The sequence below is a fragment of the Leeia sp. genome, assembly GCF_041909055.1.
In the GTDB taxonomy this organism is placed as follows: Bacteria; Pseudomonadota; Gammaproteobacteria; order Burkholderiales; family Leeiaceae; genus Leeia; species Leeia aquatica.
The window spans coordinates 224,159-240,403 of the sequence record NZ_JAYREC010000005.1 but is presented as its reverse complement, the minus strand read 5'-3'; the positions used below and the strand labels follow the sequence as shown (position 1 = coordinate 240,403).

Genomic DNA, 16,245 nt, shown 5'->3' with positions numbered 1-16,245 from the left:
CTTATTGCCAACGGAGGCGGTAGACGGATGGCCAGCCCGCTCGTTCGGGCAAGGGAGGGAGCGCGTCAGCGGGCATGCTGGCAAGCAGTGCGGTGCGCGTTGCGGCCGTCAGCAAGATCTCTCCCGACCCTGCGACATCCTCGCCCAGCTTGCAGGCTGCGTTCACTTCCTCCCCAAAGACATCGTGCTGGCCGATGCGCAAGACCTGACCATAGCCCAGCCCCAGGCACAGGTCGATGCGTTGCTCCGGTGGGCGATCCACATTGTGGCGGCGACTGGCATGCTGCATGGCCTGAGCGCAGCAGACCGCCTGGATAGGGTCATCGAACAACAGCAGCAGGCTGTCGCCTTCTTCCTTGAGGAAGCGGCCCTGATGGGCATGGACCAGTGGCAGGAATAGTTGGCGGGATTCGAGAATCAGCTGCAGGAAATGCACGATGCCAAAATCAGCCACGCCCCGCGAAAAACCCGCCAGGTCGGTATACAGGATGGCCTGTATGCAACCAAACTCCGCCCAGATTTGTTGCTCGATGGCTGGCTGCAGCTCGGGATGAGCCTGGCGCTCGGTCAGCAATTGGTGCAGTCGGGTATAGGGCATGGCAGGGGCCAGTTAGCGGATGTCAGGTATGGTGCTACAGGCGGTGGACACCTGCAAGCAGGACGCGGGTCGTATTCCTGCAACAGCCCATGTGTGGCAGGGGGCGAATCTGAAGCCCGCATCTTGCGGTGGACCATTCTTTTGTCATAATCACCCCATCTGTAACGGGGGCATGACATGCGAACCTGGATGAGTGGGCTGCTGGCTTTATTGTTGGCACAGGGTGCGGTGACCGTGCTCTTGCTGGCTGGTCTGCCCGACCCCGGCGAAGCCTGGCTCATGGCGCGCAACATGGCGTTCGGACTATTTGTACTGGGCGGGGTGCTGTGCGTGATGACCGAGTCAGCACGCAGCGCTGATGCGCATGTCGGCCGGGGCGACCTTCCGGTACGGCGTCTGCTGCAGCATGTGCCACTGACCTTTGATGTTCAGACCGCCCTGCGTCTGATGGCCGCCGCACTACTCTGGCTGGTCATCCTCAATGCCTTGCGGTTTGGTGAGTAGGGCTTTAATCCGCTTGTGCATCGTCAAACAGGGCCAGGGTGCCGATGATGATGGCTTCAGCCTCTACGCTGCCCACATTGGCGATGTCATGCGGCTTGTGGGCGTCGAAATGCAAGGAGTCCCCCGCCTGCAGCAGGTAGGTTTGACCGGCGACCGAATACTGCAGGCTGCCAGACAGCACATACACAAACTCATCCCCATCATGTGACACCGTTTCCGAGCGGTAGCCCGCCGGGTAGTGCAGCCGGGTGGCATTCAGCGCGCTGCCGGGAAAGGTGGACGACAGGCGCTCATAGCGCTGGGCCGAATTGCCGACCGAGTAGACCTGGCGTTGACCTTCATGCGAGTCGGGCTCGGTCTGTGCGGGCTGGTCCAGCAGACTGCGCAGCGGCATGCCCAGACTCTTTGCAACGTTGACCAGCGAGGACAGCGAGATGCCGGTCAGATTGCGCTCTACCTGCGACAGGAAGCCTACGGAGAGCCCCGACTCATCAGCAACGGTTTGCAGGGTTTTTTTGATCTCGCGCCGACGGCGGCGAATGCGTAGACCTATTTGGGCAAGGTTCATGGGCGGGTCCTGGCGATGTTCAGTGTGGCTCGGGCAAGGTGTTCAAAAGGACAGGTTACACCGATTTTATTCTGGTGAAGCATATGCCCTGCAAACCTAGATATTGCCTGAATATTGTGTACACATTTTAGCAGATTATGGCAAGTAGCCATTGATATTACTTAAGGTTTTCTTTAACTTTTAGTGTGACAAAAATATCCGTTTGACTAAAATTTAAGTTTGCCGTAAATTGCTGCCAGTCCGTTGGAATGTAAGTGTCATTAATTCCACAGTGCGCGGTAACACCTGCCCGCGCGCTGTCAGAGGAGTGGCAACATGGGTCAGCTGGAGCGTCCTGCCGGTTTGCACCGGTTCCGTAATAACGACAAGGCGATTGCCATCGGCAATACCTTCTGGGAAGAAACCGCTCGCAACGGTTTGTCCGGCATCGTGGCCAACCTGGCCGAAGGAGGCTACCTGCAAACGCAGGAAGGCCACCGCTTTCTGAATTTCAGTTGCTGTTCCTATCTCGACTTTGACACCCACCCAGGCATCATTCAGGGCGCGATCCGTGCGCTGGAAAAGTATGGGGTGATGGACCATTGCATTTCACGCATCCGCATCCAGATTCCCGCGCTGCTGGAGCTGGAGAACCGGCTCTCCAGCCTGTTCCGCGCGAATGTCATTACCGCCATCTCGGCCAGTGCCGCGACCGCTGGGGTATTGCCGCTGCTGGCCTCCGGTCACTTCTCGGGTAACCGCAAGCCCGTGATGGTGTTCGACAAGAACGCCCACTTCTCCATGAACCTGTACAAGCCGGTGTGCGGTGACGAAACCGAGGTGCTGACCTCGCCGCATAACGACATGAACTATCTGGAAGATGTTTGCCGCAAGTATGAGCACGTAGCCTACGTGTGCGATGGCACCTACAGCATGGGTGGACATGCGCCGGTGGAAGACCTGCTGATGCTGCAGGACAAGTACGGCATGTTCATCTACTTCGATGATTCGCATTCGCTGTCCATCATGGGCGAAAAGGGCGAAGGCTATATCCGCTCCAGCATCCCGGGTGACCTCAATGAATTGACCATCATCGTGGCGACGCTGAACAAGGCCTATGGCAGCAGCGGTGGCTGCATCATGTTTGGCCCCAAAGGGCGGGATGTGGCTTTGCTGCTGGAGCGTTTTGGCGGGCCATTGGCTTGGTCGCAACCGATGAATGTGGCGGCCATCGGGGCGTCGCTGGCGGCAGCCGACATTCACGACAGCCCGGAGCTGAAACGCCGGCAAGACAAGCTGAAGCGGCACATTGATCTGTTTGACGCGCGCGTGGCGTCGGAGCAGCAGGGTAATGGCTTCCCGATCAAGCTGGTCAGCGCCAGCAACGACAAGGTGATGGCAGCGGGCCAGCACCTGTATGAGAACGGTTTCTACGTCTCTCCGGTGTTTTTCCCCATCGTGCCGCGTGACCAGGCGGGCCTGCGGGTGATGCTGCGGGCGGGGGTGGAAGAATCGGAAATTTTGCGCTTGAGCCAGCTGTTGCTGGATTTTGGCTTGAACTGAGTAATTTTGCAGTGTCCTGAAAATCAATATCCTGGATTGGGGGCGTTATGAAATACCAGAATGACGAGCATGTACGCAAGGCCATTGTGGATGTCAGCAAGGAAGACATCGTTTTGGACAATGGCGCATTTTATCCGGCAGAAGCACTGACCCAGCGCCTGGCACAGTTGGTGGAAAAAGGTCGCGGCTTTGCGGTGGTATGCGGTGCACGCGCGCTGCTGGAGCGTCATGGCATGAGCCTGGAGGAGAACAAGGGCGCGGTGTTTGCCCTGTATGAGACCCTGTTCCGCAAGGCCATGTCCTGTATTGACCTCGACCGCTACAACATCACCCATCGTCCGATCGACCTGAACTATATGGATGTGGATGGTTATGGGGTGAACAAGCAGTTCTCGCACGATGGCAAGGTGGCGGGGCGTGAGTATGTCACCACCAAGTGCATCCACTTTGATACCGCTACCCCGTTTGTGGCCAACGTCTACGGCCCGAACCGCAATATTGCAGGGGGCTACCCGGTGGTCACCGAGATTCAGCAATACTGTGCAGACAAAGGCATTCCGGCCCGCGAGATCGTCACCAACATCCCGCAAAACTACAACATGGCCATCAAGCCGGAACACTACGCCGAGTTGCTCAATGACTATTCCTTCTGCCTGAAGATGGATTTCGAGCGGGACATGGTCATGGTCATGCTCTCCAACGAGATCGAGTTTGGTGTGGCGCATGGCGCGACCGACCCGATGCCCAGGGTGCCAGGTGTGGAGTCCTATCGTCCCATCCGTCACTACGAGTACCAGTATTCCGAAGAATCCCATTACGACGAGTGGCTGGCGTACTACAGCCTGCCTTTGTCCAATGTGACCGACTATGACGGTTCGGTGCCGCTCGGCATTGACTACTACAAGACCGGTGGTCAGGTTCGCCACGTCGTTGAATACACCAACTAACTGATCCTGCCGTTGTCATCCAACGCCTTGCCGGGAAAGCCTCGGCAAGGAGGGGAGCCTGCATTTCTCAGGAGGGCGTGTGACCTATCTGAAGCACGAGTTTTCACCCGAGCTCCGGGCGGCGGTGATGCCCTTGCAACAGTCCAGCAACTGGCGGGGGCTGCTGGGCGTGCTGACCGATTACAGTCTGGTCGTGGCTGCGGTGCTGCTGAGCCAGTGGTCACCGTGGTGCTATCCCTTTTCGGTATTGCTGATTGGCTCCCGACAGCGGGCACTGGGTGCGCTGCTGCATGATGCAGTGCACTACTCGCTTGCGCGAAACCGGCGGTGGAATCGGTTCCTGGGGGCATGGCCGGCCGGTTTTGCGATTTTTATTGATTTTGACTATTACCGCGAAATTCATGTGCCGCAGCACCACGCCTTCCTGGGCGATCCGGCACGTGACCCGGATCGGCAGGAGTATGTCGATACCGGGCTGCTGCAGGTCAAGGACCGGCTGGATTTCCTGCTGCGCTTCGTACTCAAGCAAGGCTTGCTGTTGGGTGTGCCGGAGTATGTGAAATATCTGGTGACGGCACGTATCTACACCATGCTGAAGACGCCGCGCCTCTGTGTCGGTTTGCTGGTGACCCAGGGGTTACTGTTTGCCGGAATGTGGTGGTTGGCCGGGTCTTGGGGCTATCTCCTGTTCTGGGTGCTGCCCTTCATCACGATTTCGCAATTACTGGGCTGGTTCAACCTGCTGTCCGAACACTACCGTCTGTTCGAGCGTGGCCAGACCGTGCTGGAGGTGACTCGCAACCGTTTTCCCAGCTGGTGGGAGCACCTGTTTTATGGCCTGCATGGTGAGAACTACCACCTGACGCATCATCTGTTTGCCGGTGTGCCGTACTGGAACCTGGGCAAGGTGCATCGCATCCTGCTGGCAGACCCGGCATACCGTGCGGCCAACCAGCATCGGGGCGGGATGTTCTCGGCTCCAGCCGGCAGGACGTCGGTACTCGCGGAATTGCTGGAAGACATCCGGCTTTATCCCTCCACTCACCCCCTGAGCGCCGAAGGGCACAGACCATGAATTTTTCCACTTTCAACCAGCCCTGGATCCAGACGCTGACAGCGAACAAGTCACAAGTGCTGGCTTCGGGTGGGGTTGCAAAGGCCCGCGCGTTTCTGGACCGCTATCAGGGTGATGCCTGGCAACTGCTGCCTTTGCAGCTTGTGATGCCGGAGTCGGACTATCAGGTGCTGAGTGAGGCCGCCAAAGCCTTGCTGTCTGCGCAGACCCGTTTGCTGCGACACATGATGGCGACCGAAGGTCGGAGCGGCATCATGCATCGTTTCCAGATTAGTGAAGAGATGGCCGCACTGATGAATTGGGACGAGCTGGTCAAAGGCGAGCATCTGGTGTCCCGTTTCGACATCCTGCCGCATGCGGATGGCTATGTGTTCTGTGAAATGAATGTGGACCCTTCGGTGGGCGGCGCCGAGTTGTTCGAGTGTGGGCAGATGGCGCTGGAAGCGCTGGGGCTGGATGCGATGAACAGTCAGGTCTCGCCTTGTCTGTCTCGCGCCAGGCTAGTGCAGCACTGGGTGCAGCAGCGGCAGCTGACACGGGTGGTGGTGTTCGGCCTGCAGATGTACGACGGTGATGATTTCCCGTCCTTTGACCTGGAACAGGAACAGTTTTCAGCCCTGCTGCCGGGCGTGCAGGTAGATGTGGTCGATGAATACACGTTTCCGGACGAGCTGTTGCAGCCGGGCGCGGGCAAGCATGTGCTGATCTACCGGATCGGGGTGTATGAAGACATGACCCCATTTTGCCGCCAGCAGTTTGCACGCATGCTGGCCAGCGGTGCCACCATCATCAATGCGATGGAATCCGAAATCCGCATGGATAAATCGTGGTTTTCCCTGTTCCACCAACCCAGATGGCACACCTTGTTGAGCCCGGCAGAACAGTCCGCCATCCGCCGCTTTGTACCCTATACCTTCGCCCTGACGGAAAGCAAGCTGCATGCGGTGGTGGAGGAGCGTGCGCATTATGTGTTCAAGCTGAACCAGTCCTACGGTGGGGCTGGCGTGCTGATGGGCGATGAACATTCTGCAGAGGATTTATTAACACGGCTGCAGGCTGTGCCGTTGGCGCAATGGACGGTGCAGCAGCGGGTGCAGGTGAGCAGCCTGACCATGCCGGCAGATGAGGCTTTCGAGTCCGTGCCGCACCAGCTGGTACTGGGGCTGTTCATGATGGATACCCAGCCGGGTGGCTTGTGGGTCCGTGCCAGCCGCCACAGCCAGATTGTCAACGTCTCGCAGGGTTCGGCCAGGGTGGGCTGGGCGGTACCGATGACCGTCGAGGAGCGGGATCGTCAGCTGGCCATGCTGGCTGGTTTGCCCAGCGAGGCAGCGGCGGAGCCCTGCCAATGAGCTGGCGTGCTGAAGCCGGGCAGCTGTTCCGGCTTGCCATGCCGGTGTTCGTCACCCAGATTTTCATGGCACTGATGTTTGCCAGCGATACCGTGATGGCTGGGCGGGCCGGGGCCAATGATCTGGCCGGTGTAGCGATGGCGCTGAGCATGTCGATGATTGCCTTGTCCATGCAGTCGGGCTTTTTCTCGGCGCTGACGCCCTTGCTGTCCCATGATCTCGGCAGTGGCCAGATGGCACGCATCCCGCAGTGGCTGGGTCAAGCCATCTGGCTGGGCGCGGGCTGGCTGTTGCTGTCGGTCTCGTATCACTTGCTGCTGGCCCCCTGGATCATGCGGCAGCTGGGGATCAGTAACGAGGTGTACCGGGTAGCGCATCAGTATCTGGTCTACTTTGTCTGGGCCATTCCGGCGCACATCGTGTTCCAGATCAGCCGCAATCTGGTGGAAGCCCTGCACAGCACGTTTCCTTCTATCTGGTATGGCGCCACAGGGCTGTTGGTCAAGGTTCCGCTCAACTACCTGTGTGTATTTGGTTATGGGGCTATCCCCGCCATGGGCGGTGCAGGCTGCGGGCTGGCTGCGGTGTTTGTCTACTGGGCCATGGCTGCTGTGGCCTTGCTTTCTGCATGGCGGGTGGTGCGCCTGCAGCATGTCCAACTGGACCGTGAGAGCCTGCGACCGCAAGCCGCACTGCAAAAGCAGTTTGTGGTGAATGGCTTGCCCGTGGCGTTTGGCCTGCTCTCCGAAATGCTGGTGTTCACCGTGATTGCGGCCTTGATCGTCACCGAAGGTGCGCGCGTGATGTCGGCGCATCAGGTGGCGTATTCCCTGGTCGGGGTGTTTTACCTGTTGCCCTTCAGCATTGGCTGTGCGGTGGCCATTCGTGCCAGCCGCAAGCTGGGGGAGGGGGATCAGGAGGCCGCACGACTGGTCTGCCGCATGGGAGCCTGGTTTGGTCTGGGTATCGCCAGTGTGACGGCGGCTGCTACCTGGCTGTTCCGTGATCAGTTGGCCGGGCTGTTTGTCACCGAGCCTGCCACACTGGCCCTGGCCGCGCAGCTACTGGCGCTGTGCGCGCTCTACCAGATTCCGGACTCCCTGCGCGATGTCATCGGCGGCAGCCTGCGCGCCTACAAGGCGACCGGTGTGTTGTTCAAGGCGGTGCTGGTGACCAACTGGTTGATTGGACTGCCGCTGGGCTACGTGCTGGCGCGTGGGCTGGGGCAGGGTGGCAGTGATTGGGTGCCGCAGGGGTATTGGGTGGGGCTGATCGTTACCCTGGCCGCCAATGCGGCGCTGTTCCAGATGGGCTTGCTGCGTGCGCAGCGCCGGAACGAGTCTGTCGTACTCACGGCGACTGTAGCCCCCTGACAATGTTCAACGACCCGGAGTGTAGACGCAGATGACTGACCGTTTTGGCTACATCAAGCTGGCCGATGGCCGCTACCGTGAGGACAAGGGGTTTTACTACGACGACTTCGAAGTGGGCATGGTGATCGAGCATCGCCCGGGGCGGACGCTGACCACCACCGACAACATCTGGCAATCGCTGATTGCCATGAACCAGCATCCGCTGCACATCGAGGCTGAGTTTGCCCGGCAGACTGAATTCAAGGAACTGCTGATGTCGAGCTTGGTAACGTTCAACGTCATCAACGGCATGACCGTGCATAGCCTCAGTCAGAAAGCGATCGCCAACCTGGGCTGGGACGAAGTGCGACTGACCCATCCGGTTTTTGTCGGTGACACCCTGTTTGCCGAGTCCGAGATTCTGGAAAGGCGCCCCTCCAAATCCCGCCCGCAGCAAGGCATTGTCACGGCGCGCACCACGGGAAGCAATCAGGATGGCAAGACGGTGATCACCTACAAACGGACGTTTCTGGTGCCCATGCGCAGCGCTGTGGCGTAGCAAAGCATCTGGTTAATGACAACACGGGAACAAGACATGAGCAAAGGTATCGGTGGCAAAACGGCAGCAGAGGCGCTGGCAACCCTGCGGAACATGACGGAAGGGCTGAGCCCGGTACCGACGTCAGAATACCGGGAGCGGCTGAGCAAGGCGCAAGCACTGATGCAGCAGCAAGGCATTGCCGCCCTCTATATCGACGCTGGCAGCAACCTGAACTATTTCACCGGGGTGGTCTGGTATCCCAGCGAGCGCATGGTCGGAGCCATCCTGCCTGCTGTGGGCGACCTGCACTACATCGTGCCGGCCTTCGAGGAAGGAACTTTCCGCGGCATGATGCTGGTCGATGGTCCGGTGCATTGCTGGCATGAACATGAAGATCCCTACCGGCTGCTGCATCACGTGCTGGAAGGCATGGGCGTGGTCCGCAGCCGACTGGCGGTGGATGAAGCCACGCCGTTCTTCCGCCTTGATGGCATGAGCCAGGCGCTGCATGGCATGCAACTGGTCAATGGCAAGTCGGTCAGCAACGCTTGCCGCAGCCGCAAGTCCGCCACGGAACTGGCGTTGATGCAGCGCGCCAACGACATGACGCTACACGTGCAGCGCGCAGCGGCCAGCATCCTGCGTGAAGGGATTTCCACCCAGGAGGTCAAGACCTTTATCGACCAGGCCCATCAGGCGGTAGGGGCTTCCGGTTCGGACTTCTGCATTGTGCTGTTTGGGGCCGATACCGCCTTCCCACACGGCGTGAAATACCCGAAAAAGCTGGAGGTAGGCGAGATGGTGCTGATCGACACCGGCTGCAACCTGTATGGCTACCGCTCAGACATCACCCGCACCTATGTGTTTGGCGAAGCGAACGCCCGGCAACGAGAGGTCTGGGGGCATGAGCAAACGGCTCAGCGGGTGGCGTATGAGGCTGCACAGCTGGGCACGCCTTGTGGTGCGGTGGATGACGCCATGCGGGCCTGGGTCACTGCAGCAGGCTATGGCCCGGCGTATGCGCTGCCTGGCGTACCGCACCGCACCGGGCACGGCATTGGCCTCGATATCCATGAGTCCCCCAATCTGGTGGGCAATGACCCGACCCCGCTGGCGCCGGGCATGTGCTTCAGCGTCGAGCCGATGATCTGTGTGCCGGGCGAGTTCGGCATTCGCCATGAAGATCACATTTACATGACAGAGCAGGGCCCGCGCTGGTTTACCCAGCCGGCGCTGTCAATTGATGACCCGTTTGGCAACATGGCAGCTTGAACCGGCTGACCTCTGATTGTTGTGACTGGAGAGACATATGACCACCATTCCGGTAATCGACCTGACCCCGGCCCGACTGGAGGGCGAAGCAGGCATGCAGCGTGTGGCGGCCGACATTGACCGGGCTTGCCGCGAGTCCGGCTTCTTTGTGGTCAAGGGGCACGGCTATGCCCGCGAGATCTTTGCTGAGGCGCATGCGGCCTCCAAGGCCTTTTTCCAGCTGCCGCTGACCACCAAGAACCAGTGCAGGCTCTCCACCGGAGCGACCTTGCCGCAAGACCCGTACACCCCGTATGGCTATAGCGGCTTGCTGGAGGAAAACGCTTTTGCCTATATGGGGCAGCAGGGCAAGCCCAGCGACTATGTGGAAAAGATCAGTGCCGGTCGGTTGATCCTGAATGACAACGAGTCCTTGCCGTTCCCGGACTCCGATCTGGGCCGGGACCTGCGGCAAAAGCTCAAGCGCTATTACCAGGCTTGTGACGCCATTGCCTTGAACCTCACTGAGCTGTTCACCATTCCTCTCGGCGTGCATCGCACCTATTTTTCCGAACGGATGGACCGCGCCAATGACTCCATGCGCTCCCAGCTCTACCCCGGGTTAAGTGCGGAGTTGCTCAATGATCAGGGCATGGGCGCCCATACCGATGGCACGGTGCTGACCCTGCTGACGCAGACTGCTCCCGGCATCCAGGTCCGCATCAATGAAGGCGAATGGGTGGCGCCGGTGACGGCGGATGTAGACCACATCATCGTCAACATCGGTGACCTGATGGCGCACTGGTCCAATCATGAATACGTCTCGACCGAGCACCGGGTGGTGCTTGGTAGCCAGGAGCGCCAATCCATTGTGTTCTTCAAGCTGACCAATGAAGACGAGCTGGTGCAAAGCGGCAACAAACAGATGGATGCCCTGTTCGGGCGCGAGAACATGGCTGCCTGACCCCGGCGGCAGATGTGACTGGAGGCCGGTACCCCCGGCAATTTGGTGGTGTTGTTGAAGGAGGTTTCAGATGGATGTCAGCTACCTGTATACCCCAGCGCTGCGGGTGGATTCCGTTGTGGCGCACCTGGACAGTCTCTCGACCGACATGGTGGTGGTCGACCTGGAAGACTCCACCCATGTTCAAGCCAAGCAAGATGCCCGGCACAAGATCCAGAACTTTGATTTTTCACCGATCCGCTCCCGCGGCATCAAGCTGGGGCTGCGTATCAACACCATCGCCAGCCATGATGGTCTGGCCGATCTGCAGCTGCTGAAGACCCTGTACGCGGCAGGCAAGCACGACCTGCAGACCATTTTTCTGCCAAAGGTGAACCACCCGAACGAGGTGAAGATTTACCGTGCCTTGCTCTCCGGCCTCTCCTGCGCGCCCAGGCTGTGCACGTTCATCGAGACGGTGGAGGCGGTGGATAACGCTGATGGCATTGCTAGTGTCAGCGATGCACTGTGCTTTGGTCAGGCCGACCTGGTGTCGGAAATGTACAGCCCGAATGCCGCCTTTATTGACTACGCCCGTGCTCGCCTCTGCGTAGCCGCCGCCCGCCATAACCTGCAAGCCATTGATACCAATTCATTTGAGATCAAGGACATGGAGAAGTTCGAGGCCGAGTGTGTGACCGCCAAAGGCTATGGCTTTACCGGAAAAGCCGCCATCCATCCGGACCAGCTGGCCGGGATCAACCGGGTATTTGCCGTCTCACCGGAGATGGTCAGCAAGTATCAGTCCTGCATCGAGGCCTACATGAGCTCCACCACTGGTTTTGTGATCAAGGACGGTGAAGTGATTGCACCGCCCTTTATTGCCAAGGCCAAGCGCATGCTGAGCCTCTATCAGCGCTGAGCCCGATCGGCCGGCGCGTTTGCAAACGGCATGCTCCTCCTTGCCGGGAGGAGGGTGGCCGGTGTTCCATCAAGAGGAGACACCCGTGAGCAGCAATCAAGTCATCATTCTGGATACCACCATGCGGGACGGCGAGCAAAGCCCCGGCGTCAGCATGAGTCTGAACGAAAAAGTCGAAATTGCCCTCATGCTGGAAAAGCTGGGGGTGGACGTGATCGAGGCCGGGTTTGCTGCAGCCAGTGAGGGCGATTTTGCCGCCATCCAGGCCGTGGGGCGCGCGGTGAAGGACAGCACCATCTGCAGCCTGAGCCGTGCGGTGGAACGGGATATCGACCTGACCGCCGAGGCGGTAGGGGTAGCCGCGATGAGTCGTATCCATATCGTGCTCTCCACCTCACCGATCCACATGCAGCACAAATTGCGCATGGCGCCAGAGCAGGTGCTCGAGCAAGGGGTGCTGGCGGTCAAGCGCGCCCGCCGTTACTCGGATAACGTGGAATTCTCCTGCGAAGATGCCAGTCGCTCAGACTTGGATTTCCTTTGCCGCTTTGTCGAAGCGGTGATTGCAGCAGGGGCCAGCACCGTCAGCCTGCCGGATACGGTCGGCTATGCGTTGCCACAGGAATACGGCAACCTGATCAGCCACCTGCTCAATCATGTGCCGGGTGCCGACAAGGTGGTGCTGTCGGCGCACTGCCACAACGACCTCGGCATGGCGGTGGCCAATTCACTGTCTGCCATCAAGGCCGGTGCGCGTCAGGTGGAATGCACCATCAATGGCATTGGTGAGCGGGCGGGCAATGCGGCGCTGGAAGAAATCGTCATGGCCTTGCGGACTCGGCAAAACCATTTCGGCTTGCAAACCCGTATCCAGCCGCAGTATCTGGTACCGGCTTCGCAGCTGGTGTCGGGTATTACTGGCTTCCAGGTGCAGCCGAACAAGGCCATTGTCGGACGTAACGCCTTCTCGCATCAGTCCGGCATTCATCAGGATGGCATGCTGAAGAACCCGAATACCTACCAGATCATGACCGCAGCCGATGTGGGCTGGACCAATGCCCCGCACATGCTGGTGCTGAGCAAGCACTCGGGACGCAATGGTTATCGGGAGTATATGCGTCAGCTTGGTTTCGAGTTCAGCTCAGACCGGGAGCTGGATGAAGCATTTTTGCGCTTCAAGCGCATGGCAGACCAGAAATTCCCGCTGGACGAAGCGGATTTGCGCGCCACCGTCAGCAAGGCGGCATGATGCGCCCGCCTTTGGTGATGACCGACCCGGCAGCCTGGATGGACGCAGCGATTCCTGCTGCCCAGCGCGCGCGCGAACTGCAGGATGTGTTTGACGATCTGGATGCCCATCCCTGGCCGGATGACATTGCGCCCGCCCGCGTGCTGTATGACCAGATGGGGCCGCCGGTGCCAAATGATATCCGGGCTGAGGATGGCGTTCTGGCCGGGGTGCCTGCGCGCTGGTTGTACCCGCCTTCGCATGATCCGTCACGGGTCATGCTGTTCCTGCACGGCGGGGGGTATGTCTACGGCTCGCTGGACAGCCATGCTGGCATGGCGGCTGAGCTGGCGCGTGCCGCAGGCTGCATCGGTGTGCAGCTGCATTATCGGCTGGCACCGGAACACCCGCACCCGGCGGCGGTGGAGGATGCGCTGGCGGCTTACTGTGCCGTGCTGGATCAAGGTTATGCAGCGTCTGCGGTCTCTTTGGTGGGGGATTCTGCCGGGGGCGGCCTGGTGGTGGCCCTGCTGCTGGTGTTGAAGCAACGTCAGTTGCCGCTGCCGGGAGCCGTTGCTTGCCTGTCGCCGTGGGTGGATTTGCTGCTGCGGGGTGAGAGCTACCAGACCCGGGCCCATCTGGACCCGATGGTGGAGCGTAAGGTGGTGGAGTTGGTGCGGGAGCAGTATCTGGGTCTGCAAGATCCTACTCAGGTGACGGCCTCACCGATACTGGGTGATTTGACCGGGTTGCCGCCCATGCTGGTCCAGGTCGGCGAACTGGAAATCCTCTACAGTGATGCCGAGATGCTGGCGGAAAAGGCGCACCAGTGTGGTGTGGAGGTCACGTTCGAGGTCTGGCCCGCCATGGTACACGTCTGGCACCTGTACTACCCGATGCTGACGGCAGGCCGTGAGGCGATCTCCCGCGTGGGGGCTTTCCTGCGGCAGCCGTCTGCAAGGCCAACGGCCAGCAAGGAGTCCAGTGCATGCATGGCATGAAATGGGTCGATGAGCAGACCGTGCTGCAGCGTGCTGATATCGTGCAGCTGGCGGCCGAGATGAAAGACTTTCTCCGCCAGGGCGGGCGCGAACGGGCGCTGCTGCCTCCGCGTGAAGTGCTGTTCCAGCAGGATCCGGAAGCCATCTATGTATCCATGCCGGCGGCCAGCGTGGACTGCGGGCTGTATATCAACAAGGTCGGCAGTATTTTTCCACGGGCTGTGGGCGACAGCTTGCCCACGGTGCATGCCTGCGTGGTGGCCATGTCGGCTCGTCATGGCCGTCCACTGGCCTTGCTGGATGGCGCTGCGCTCACCCGCATCAAATGTGCTGCAGTCGCTGCGATGGTGACCGACCAGTGTGCGATACCGGATGCCCATACGCTGACGATCTGTGGTACCGGCGTGCAAGCCTGGCAGCAGTATCTGGCGGTCACGGCGGTGCGGCCCATCCAGACGATCCGGGTCTACGCCCGCCGCCCGGAGGCCGCGGCCGCGTTTGTGGCTGCCATCCGGCAGCACACGCCAAAGCCGCTGATCTTGCAGGTGGAAACTGATCTGGAACAGGCCATCGCCGGGGCAGATGTGGTGGCGACAGCCACCAGTGCGGAATCCCCGCTCGGCGAGTTTGCCCGCTTGCAGCCGCATGTTCACATCAACTGCATGGGCGGGCATAACGAGCAGAGCCGAGAGCTGCCGTGGTCTGTGCTGCAGTCAGCGCTGGTGTTGACTGAGGATGTACCGATGGCGATCGTCGAGGCGGGCGAGGTACATCAACAGGCGCATCCGCTTGAGGCACTGCTGACGATCCCGGTGCAGACGCTGCAAGCGCAGCGCACGGTGTTCAGTTCCATTGGCCATGCCTGGCTGGATTTGCTGGCCACGGCGCACGTCTTGCAGCGGCTGGATTAAGCCGTCGCGGGTTTTATCGCCTCGAGCGGGAGGCTGATCAGGGGGTAAGGGTATGGCGTGGTTAAGTGTGATGGGCAGCTTCATTGCGGTACTGATGTCCATCATGGACATCCAGATCACCAACGCCGCGATTGAGCCCATCCAGCGCGCCTTGAATGCCCCGCTGTCTGCAGGTTCCTGGCTGTCTTCGGTCTACCTGATGGCCGAGAGCCTGACCCTGCCGCTCACGGCGTGGCTGACCAACCGGCTGGGCTATCCGCGCTATGCGCTCACCTTCATTGGTCTGTTTCTGCTCAGCTCCCTGTTATGCGCCCATGCCTGGGATTTGCCCAGCATGCTGCTGTTTCGCGCCCTGCAAGGCATTGCCAGCGGCGCACTCTCTCCGTTTGCCTATACCCTGATCATCCGCTGTTTGCCGGTACAGGATCACCCGCGTGCGATCGGGCTGTTCGGGGCGACGGTGGCGCTGGCCCCAACGGCAGGCCCGGCGCTGGGTGGCTGGCTGGTCGGTACGCTGGGCTGGCAGTCGCTGTTCTATATCAATCTGCCGATCGGGGTACTGGCCCTGTGCATGCTATGGCCCGGTTTGCGCCGCCTGCCCCGGCCACAGCAAGAGGAGCGGCCGCTGGATCTGCGAGGCGTGATGCTGGTCACCATTGGCATGGGGGCCTTGCAGTACATGCTGGGGCAAAGGGAGGCCGGGCAGGGTGGTGCCACCGCGATGCTCTGGCTGTCAGCGGCGCTGGTGCTGGTGAGTCTGGCCGGATTCTGGCATCACCAGCTGCGCACCCGCTATCCGCTGATCAAACTGTCGTTGCTCGAAGACCGCGCCCTGCGCATCGCCTGCATCGGCACGCTGGTGAGCTGTGGCAGTATCTTCGCCTTCTATTTTCTGGTGCCCTACTTTCTGGCCAGCGTGCATCATTACAGCCCGGCCCAGATCAGTGAAGTGGTGCTGGTGACCGGCCTCACGCAGATGGTGGTGCTGCTGTTCTCGGGCAAGATCATGCAGCGCTTCCCCCTGTATCTGGTGATTGTGGCGGGCGCCCTGCTGGTGGCGGTTCACAGTCTGATGTGGGCTTGGGCTACCTGGCAGTTTGTACCGGGCTGGCTGATGGTGGCCCAAGTCATTCGTGGTATCGGTCATTCCCTGTTGCTGGCGCCCTTGTGTGTGGCGGTCACCACCTCCATCCAGGACCCGACCGATGCGCCGATGGCCGGCATCCTGTTCAATGTGTCCCGCAGTCTGGGCGGGGCGATCGGGCTGGCCTTATTGTCAAGCTGGGTCCATTTCCGCCACGATGCGCATGCGGCGTCGCTACAAGTACAGCATCTCGTTGCCCATGCGCTGGCACAGCAAAGTCATGCATTGGCATTCCGGGATACCTTTTTATTGATTACCGGTGTTCTGCTGCTGATTGCTGCTGTGTTTGGCCGCCTCTACCTGCAACAGCGCAGGTCTGAGCAAACGCAGTGGCAAGCCCAGCCAGAAACCGGGCAGGTGGAGTAA

At 60.2% G+C, this 16,245-nt stretch carries 16 protein-coding genes; 14 read left to right on the top strand and 2 right to left on the bottom strand.

Going from position 1 to position 16,245, the window contains the following annotated elements:
• Position 1: 1 nt before the first annotated feature.
• On the bottom strand, positions 2-598 hold the full coding sequence (locus ACE3O2_RS13940) for an adenylate/guanylate cyclase domain-containing protein (RefSeq protein ID WP_374338458.1): 597 nt from the start codon (positions 596-598) through the stop codon (positions 2-4).
• 177 nt (positions 599-775) lie between these two features.
• Between ACE3O2_RS13940 and ACE3O2_RS13935 the strand changes: the two genes are divergently transcribed.
• Complete coding sequence (locus ACE3O2_RS13935; RefSeq protein WP_374338456.1) at positions 776-1,102, top strand: hypothetical protein; 327 nt, start codon at positions 776-778, stop codon at positions 1,100-1,102.
• Positions 1,103-1,106: 4 nt separating this feature from the next.
• On the opposite strand, the gene ACE3O2_RS13930 is transcribed toward ACE3O2_RS13935, so the two are convergent.
• Entirely contained in the window at positions 1,107-1,670 is a 564-nt protein-coding gene (locus ACE3O2_RS13930) for a helix-turn-helix domain-containing protein (protein ID WP_374338454.1), read from the bottom strand.
• A 315-nt stretch (positions 1,671-1,985) separates the two neighbouring features.
• Here ACE3O2_RS13930 and ACE3O2_RS13925 point away from each other — a divergent pair, with 315 nt between their 5' ends.
• From ACE3O2_RS13925 to ACE3O2_RS13865, 13 genes are all read left to right on the top strand, one after another.
• Positions 1,986-3,212: an aminotransferase class I/II-fold pyridoxal phosphate-dependent enzyme gene (locus tag ACE3O2_RS13925; protein WP_168877590.1), complete on the top strand. Its 1,227-nt coding sequence runs from the start codon at positions 1,986-1,988 to the stop codon at positions 3,210-3,212.
• A 47-nt stretch (positions 3,213-3,259) separates the two neighbouring features.
• On the top strand, positions 3,260-4,159 hold the full coding sequence (locus tag ACE3O2_RS13920; RefSeq protein WP_374338451.1) for a hypothetical protein: 900 nt from the start codon (positions 3,260-3,262) through the stop codon (positions 4,157-4,159).
• A 79-nt stretch (positions 4,160-4,238) separates the two neighbouring features.
• Positions 4,239-5,234, top strand: a complete 996-nt coding sequence (locus ACE3O2_RS13915) for a fatty acid desaturase (RefSeq protein ID WP_374338449.1) — start codon at positions 4,239-4,241, stop codon at positions 5,232-5,234.
• Positions 5,231-6,586 (top strand): hypothetical protein, encoded by a 1,356-nt coding sequence (locus ACE3O2_RS13910; protein WP_374338447.1) that lies wholly within the window; start codon positions 5,231-5,233, stop codon positions 6,584-6,586. The genes ACE3O2_RS13915 and ACE3O2_RS13910 overlap by 4 nt, the downstream gene beginning before the upstream one ends.
• Entirely contained in the window at positions 6,583-7,959 is a 1,377-nt protein-coding gene (locus tag ACE3O2_RS13905; protein ID WP_374338445.1) for an MATE family efflux transporter, read from the top strand. The genes ACE3O2_RS13910 and ACE3O2_RS13905 overlap by 4 nt, the downstream gene beginning before the upstream one ends.
• 31 nt (positions 7,960-7,990) lie before the next feature.
• The gene (locus ACE3O2_RS13900; protein ID WP_374338443.1) at positions 7,991-8,497 is read left to right on the top strand and encodes a MaoC family dehydratase; all 507 of its coding nucleotides are present in this window, start codon (positions 7,991-7,993) and stop codon (positions 8,495-8,497) included.
• A gap of 36 nt (positions 8,498-8,533) precedes the next feature.
• A complete protein-coding gene (locus ACE3O2_RS13895) occupies positions 8,534-9,751 on the top strand; it encodes a M24 family metallopeptidase (RefSeq protein WP_374338441.1) in 1,218 nt (405 codons plus the stop codon).
• 37 nt (positions 9,752-9,788) lie between these two features.
• The gene (locus tag ACE3O2_RS13890; protein ID WP_374338439.1) at positions 9,789-10,694 is read left to right on the top strand and encodes an isopenicillin N synthase family dioxygenase; all 906 of its coding nucleotides are present in this window, start codon (positions 9,789-9,791) and stop codon (positions 10,692-10,694) included.
• A gap of 70 nt (positions 10,695-10,764) precedes the next feature.
• Positions 10,765-11,595, top strand: a complete 831-nt coding sequence (locus ACE3O2_RS13885; RefSeq protein WP_374338437.1) for a CoA ester lyase — start codon at positions 10,765-10,767, stop codon at positions 11,593-11,595.
• An 85-nt stretch (positions 11,596-11,680) separates the two neighbouring features.
• Positions 11,681-12,844, top strand: a complete 1,164-nt coding sequence (locus tag ACE3O2_RS13880; RefSeq protein WP_374338435.1) for a 2-isopropylmalate synthase — start codon at positions 11,681-11,683, stop codon at positions 12,842-12,844.
• Positions 12,841-13,824, top strand: coding sequence for an alpha/beta hydrolase (locus ACE3O2_RS13875; protein WP_374338433.1), 984 nt, complete (start codon positions 12,841-12,843; stop codon positions 13,822-13,824). The genes ACE3O2_RS13880 and ACE3O2_RS13875 overlap by 4 nt, the downstream gene beginning before the upstream one ends.
• Positions 13,821-14,735 (top strand): ornithine cyclodeaminase family protein, encoded by a 915-nt coding sequence (locus tag ACE3O2_RS13870; protein ID WP_374338431.1) that lies wholly within the window; start codon positions 13,821-13,823, stop codon positions 14,733-14,735. The genes ACE3O2_RS13875 and ACE3O2_RS13870 overlap by 4 nt, the downstream gene beginning before the upstream one ends.
• A 52-nt stretch (positions 14,736-14,787) precedes the next feature.
• Positions 14,788-16,245: a DHA2 family efflux MFS transporter permease subunit gene (locus tag ACE3O2_RS13865; protein WP_168877578.1), complete on the top strand. Its 1,458-nt coding sequence runs from the start codon at positions 14,788-14,790 to the stop codon at positions 16,243-16,245.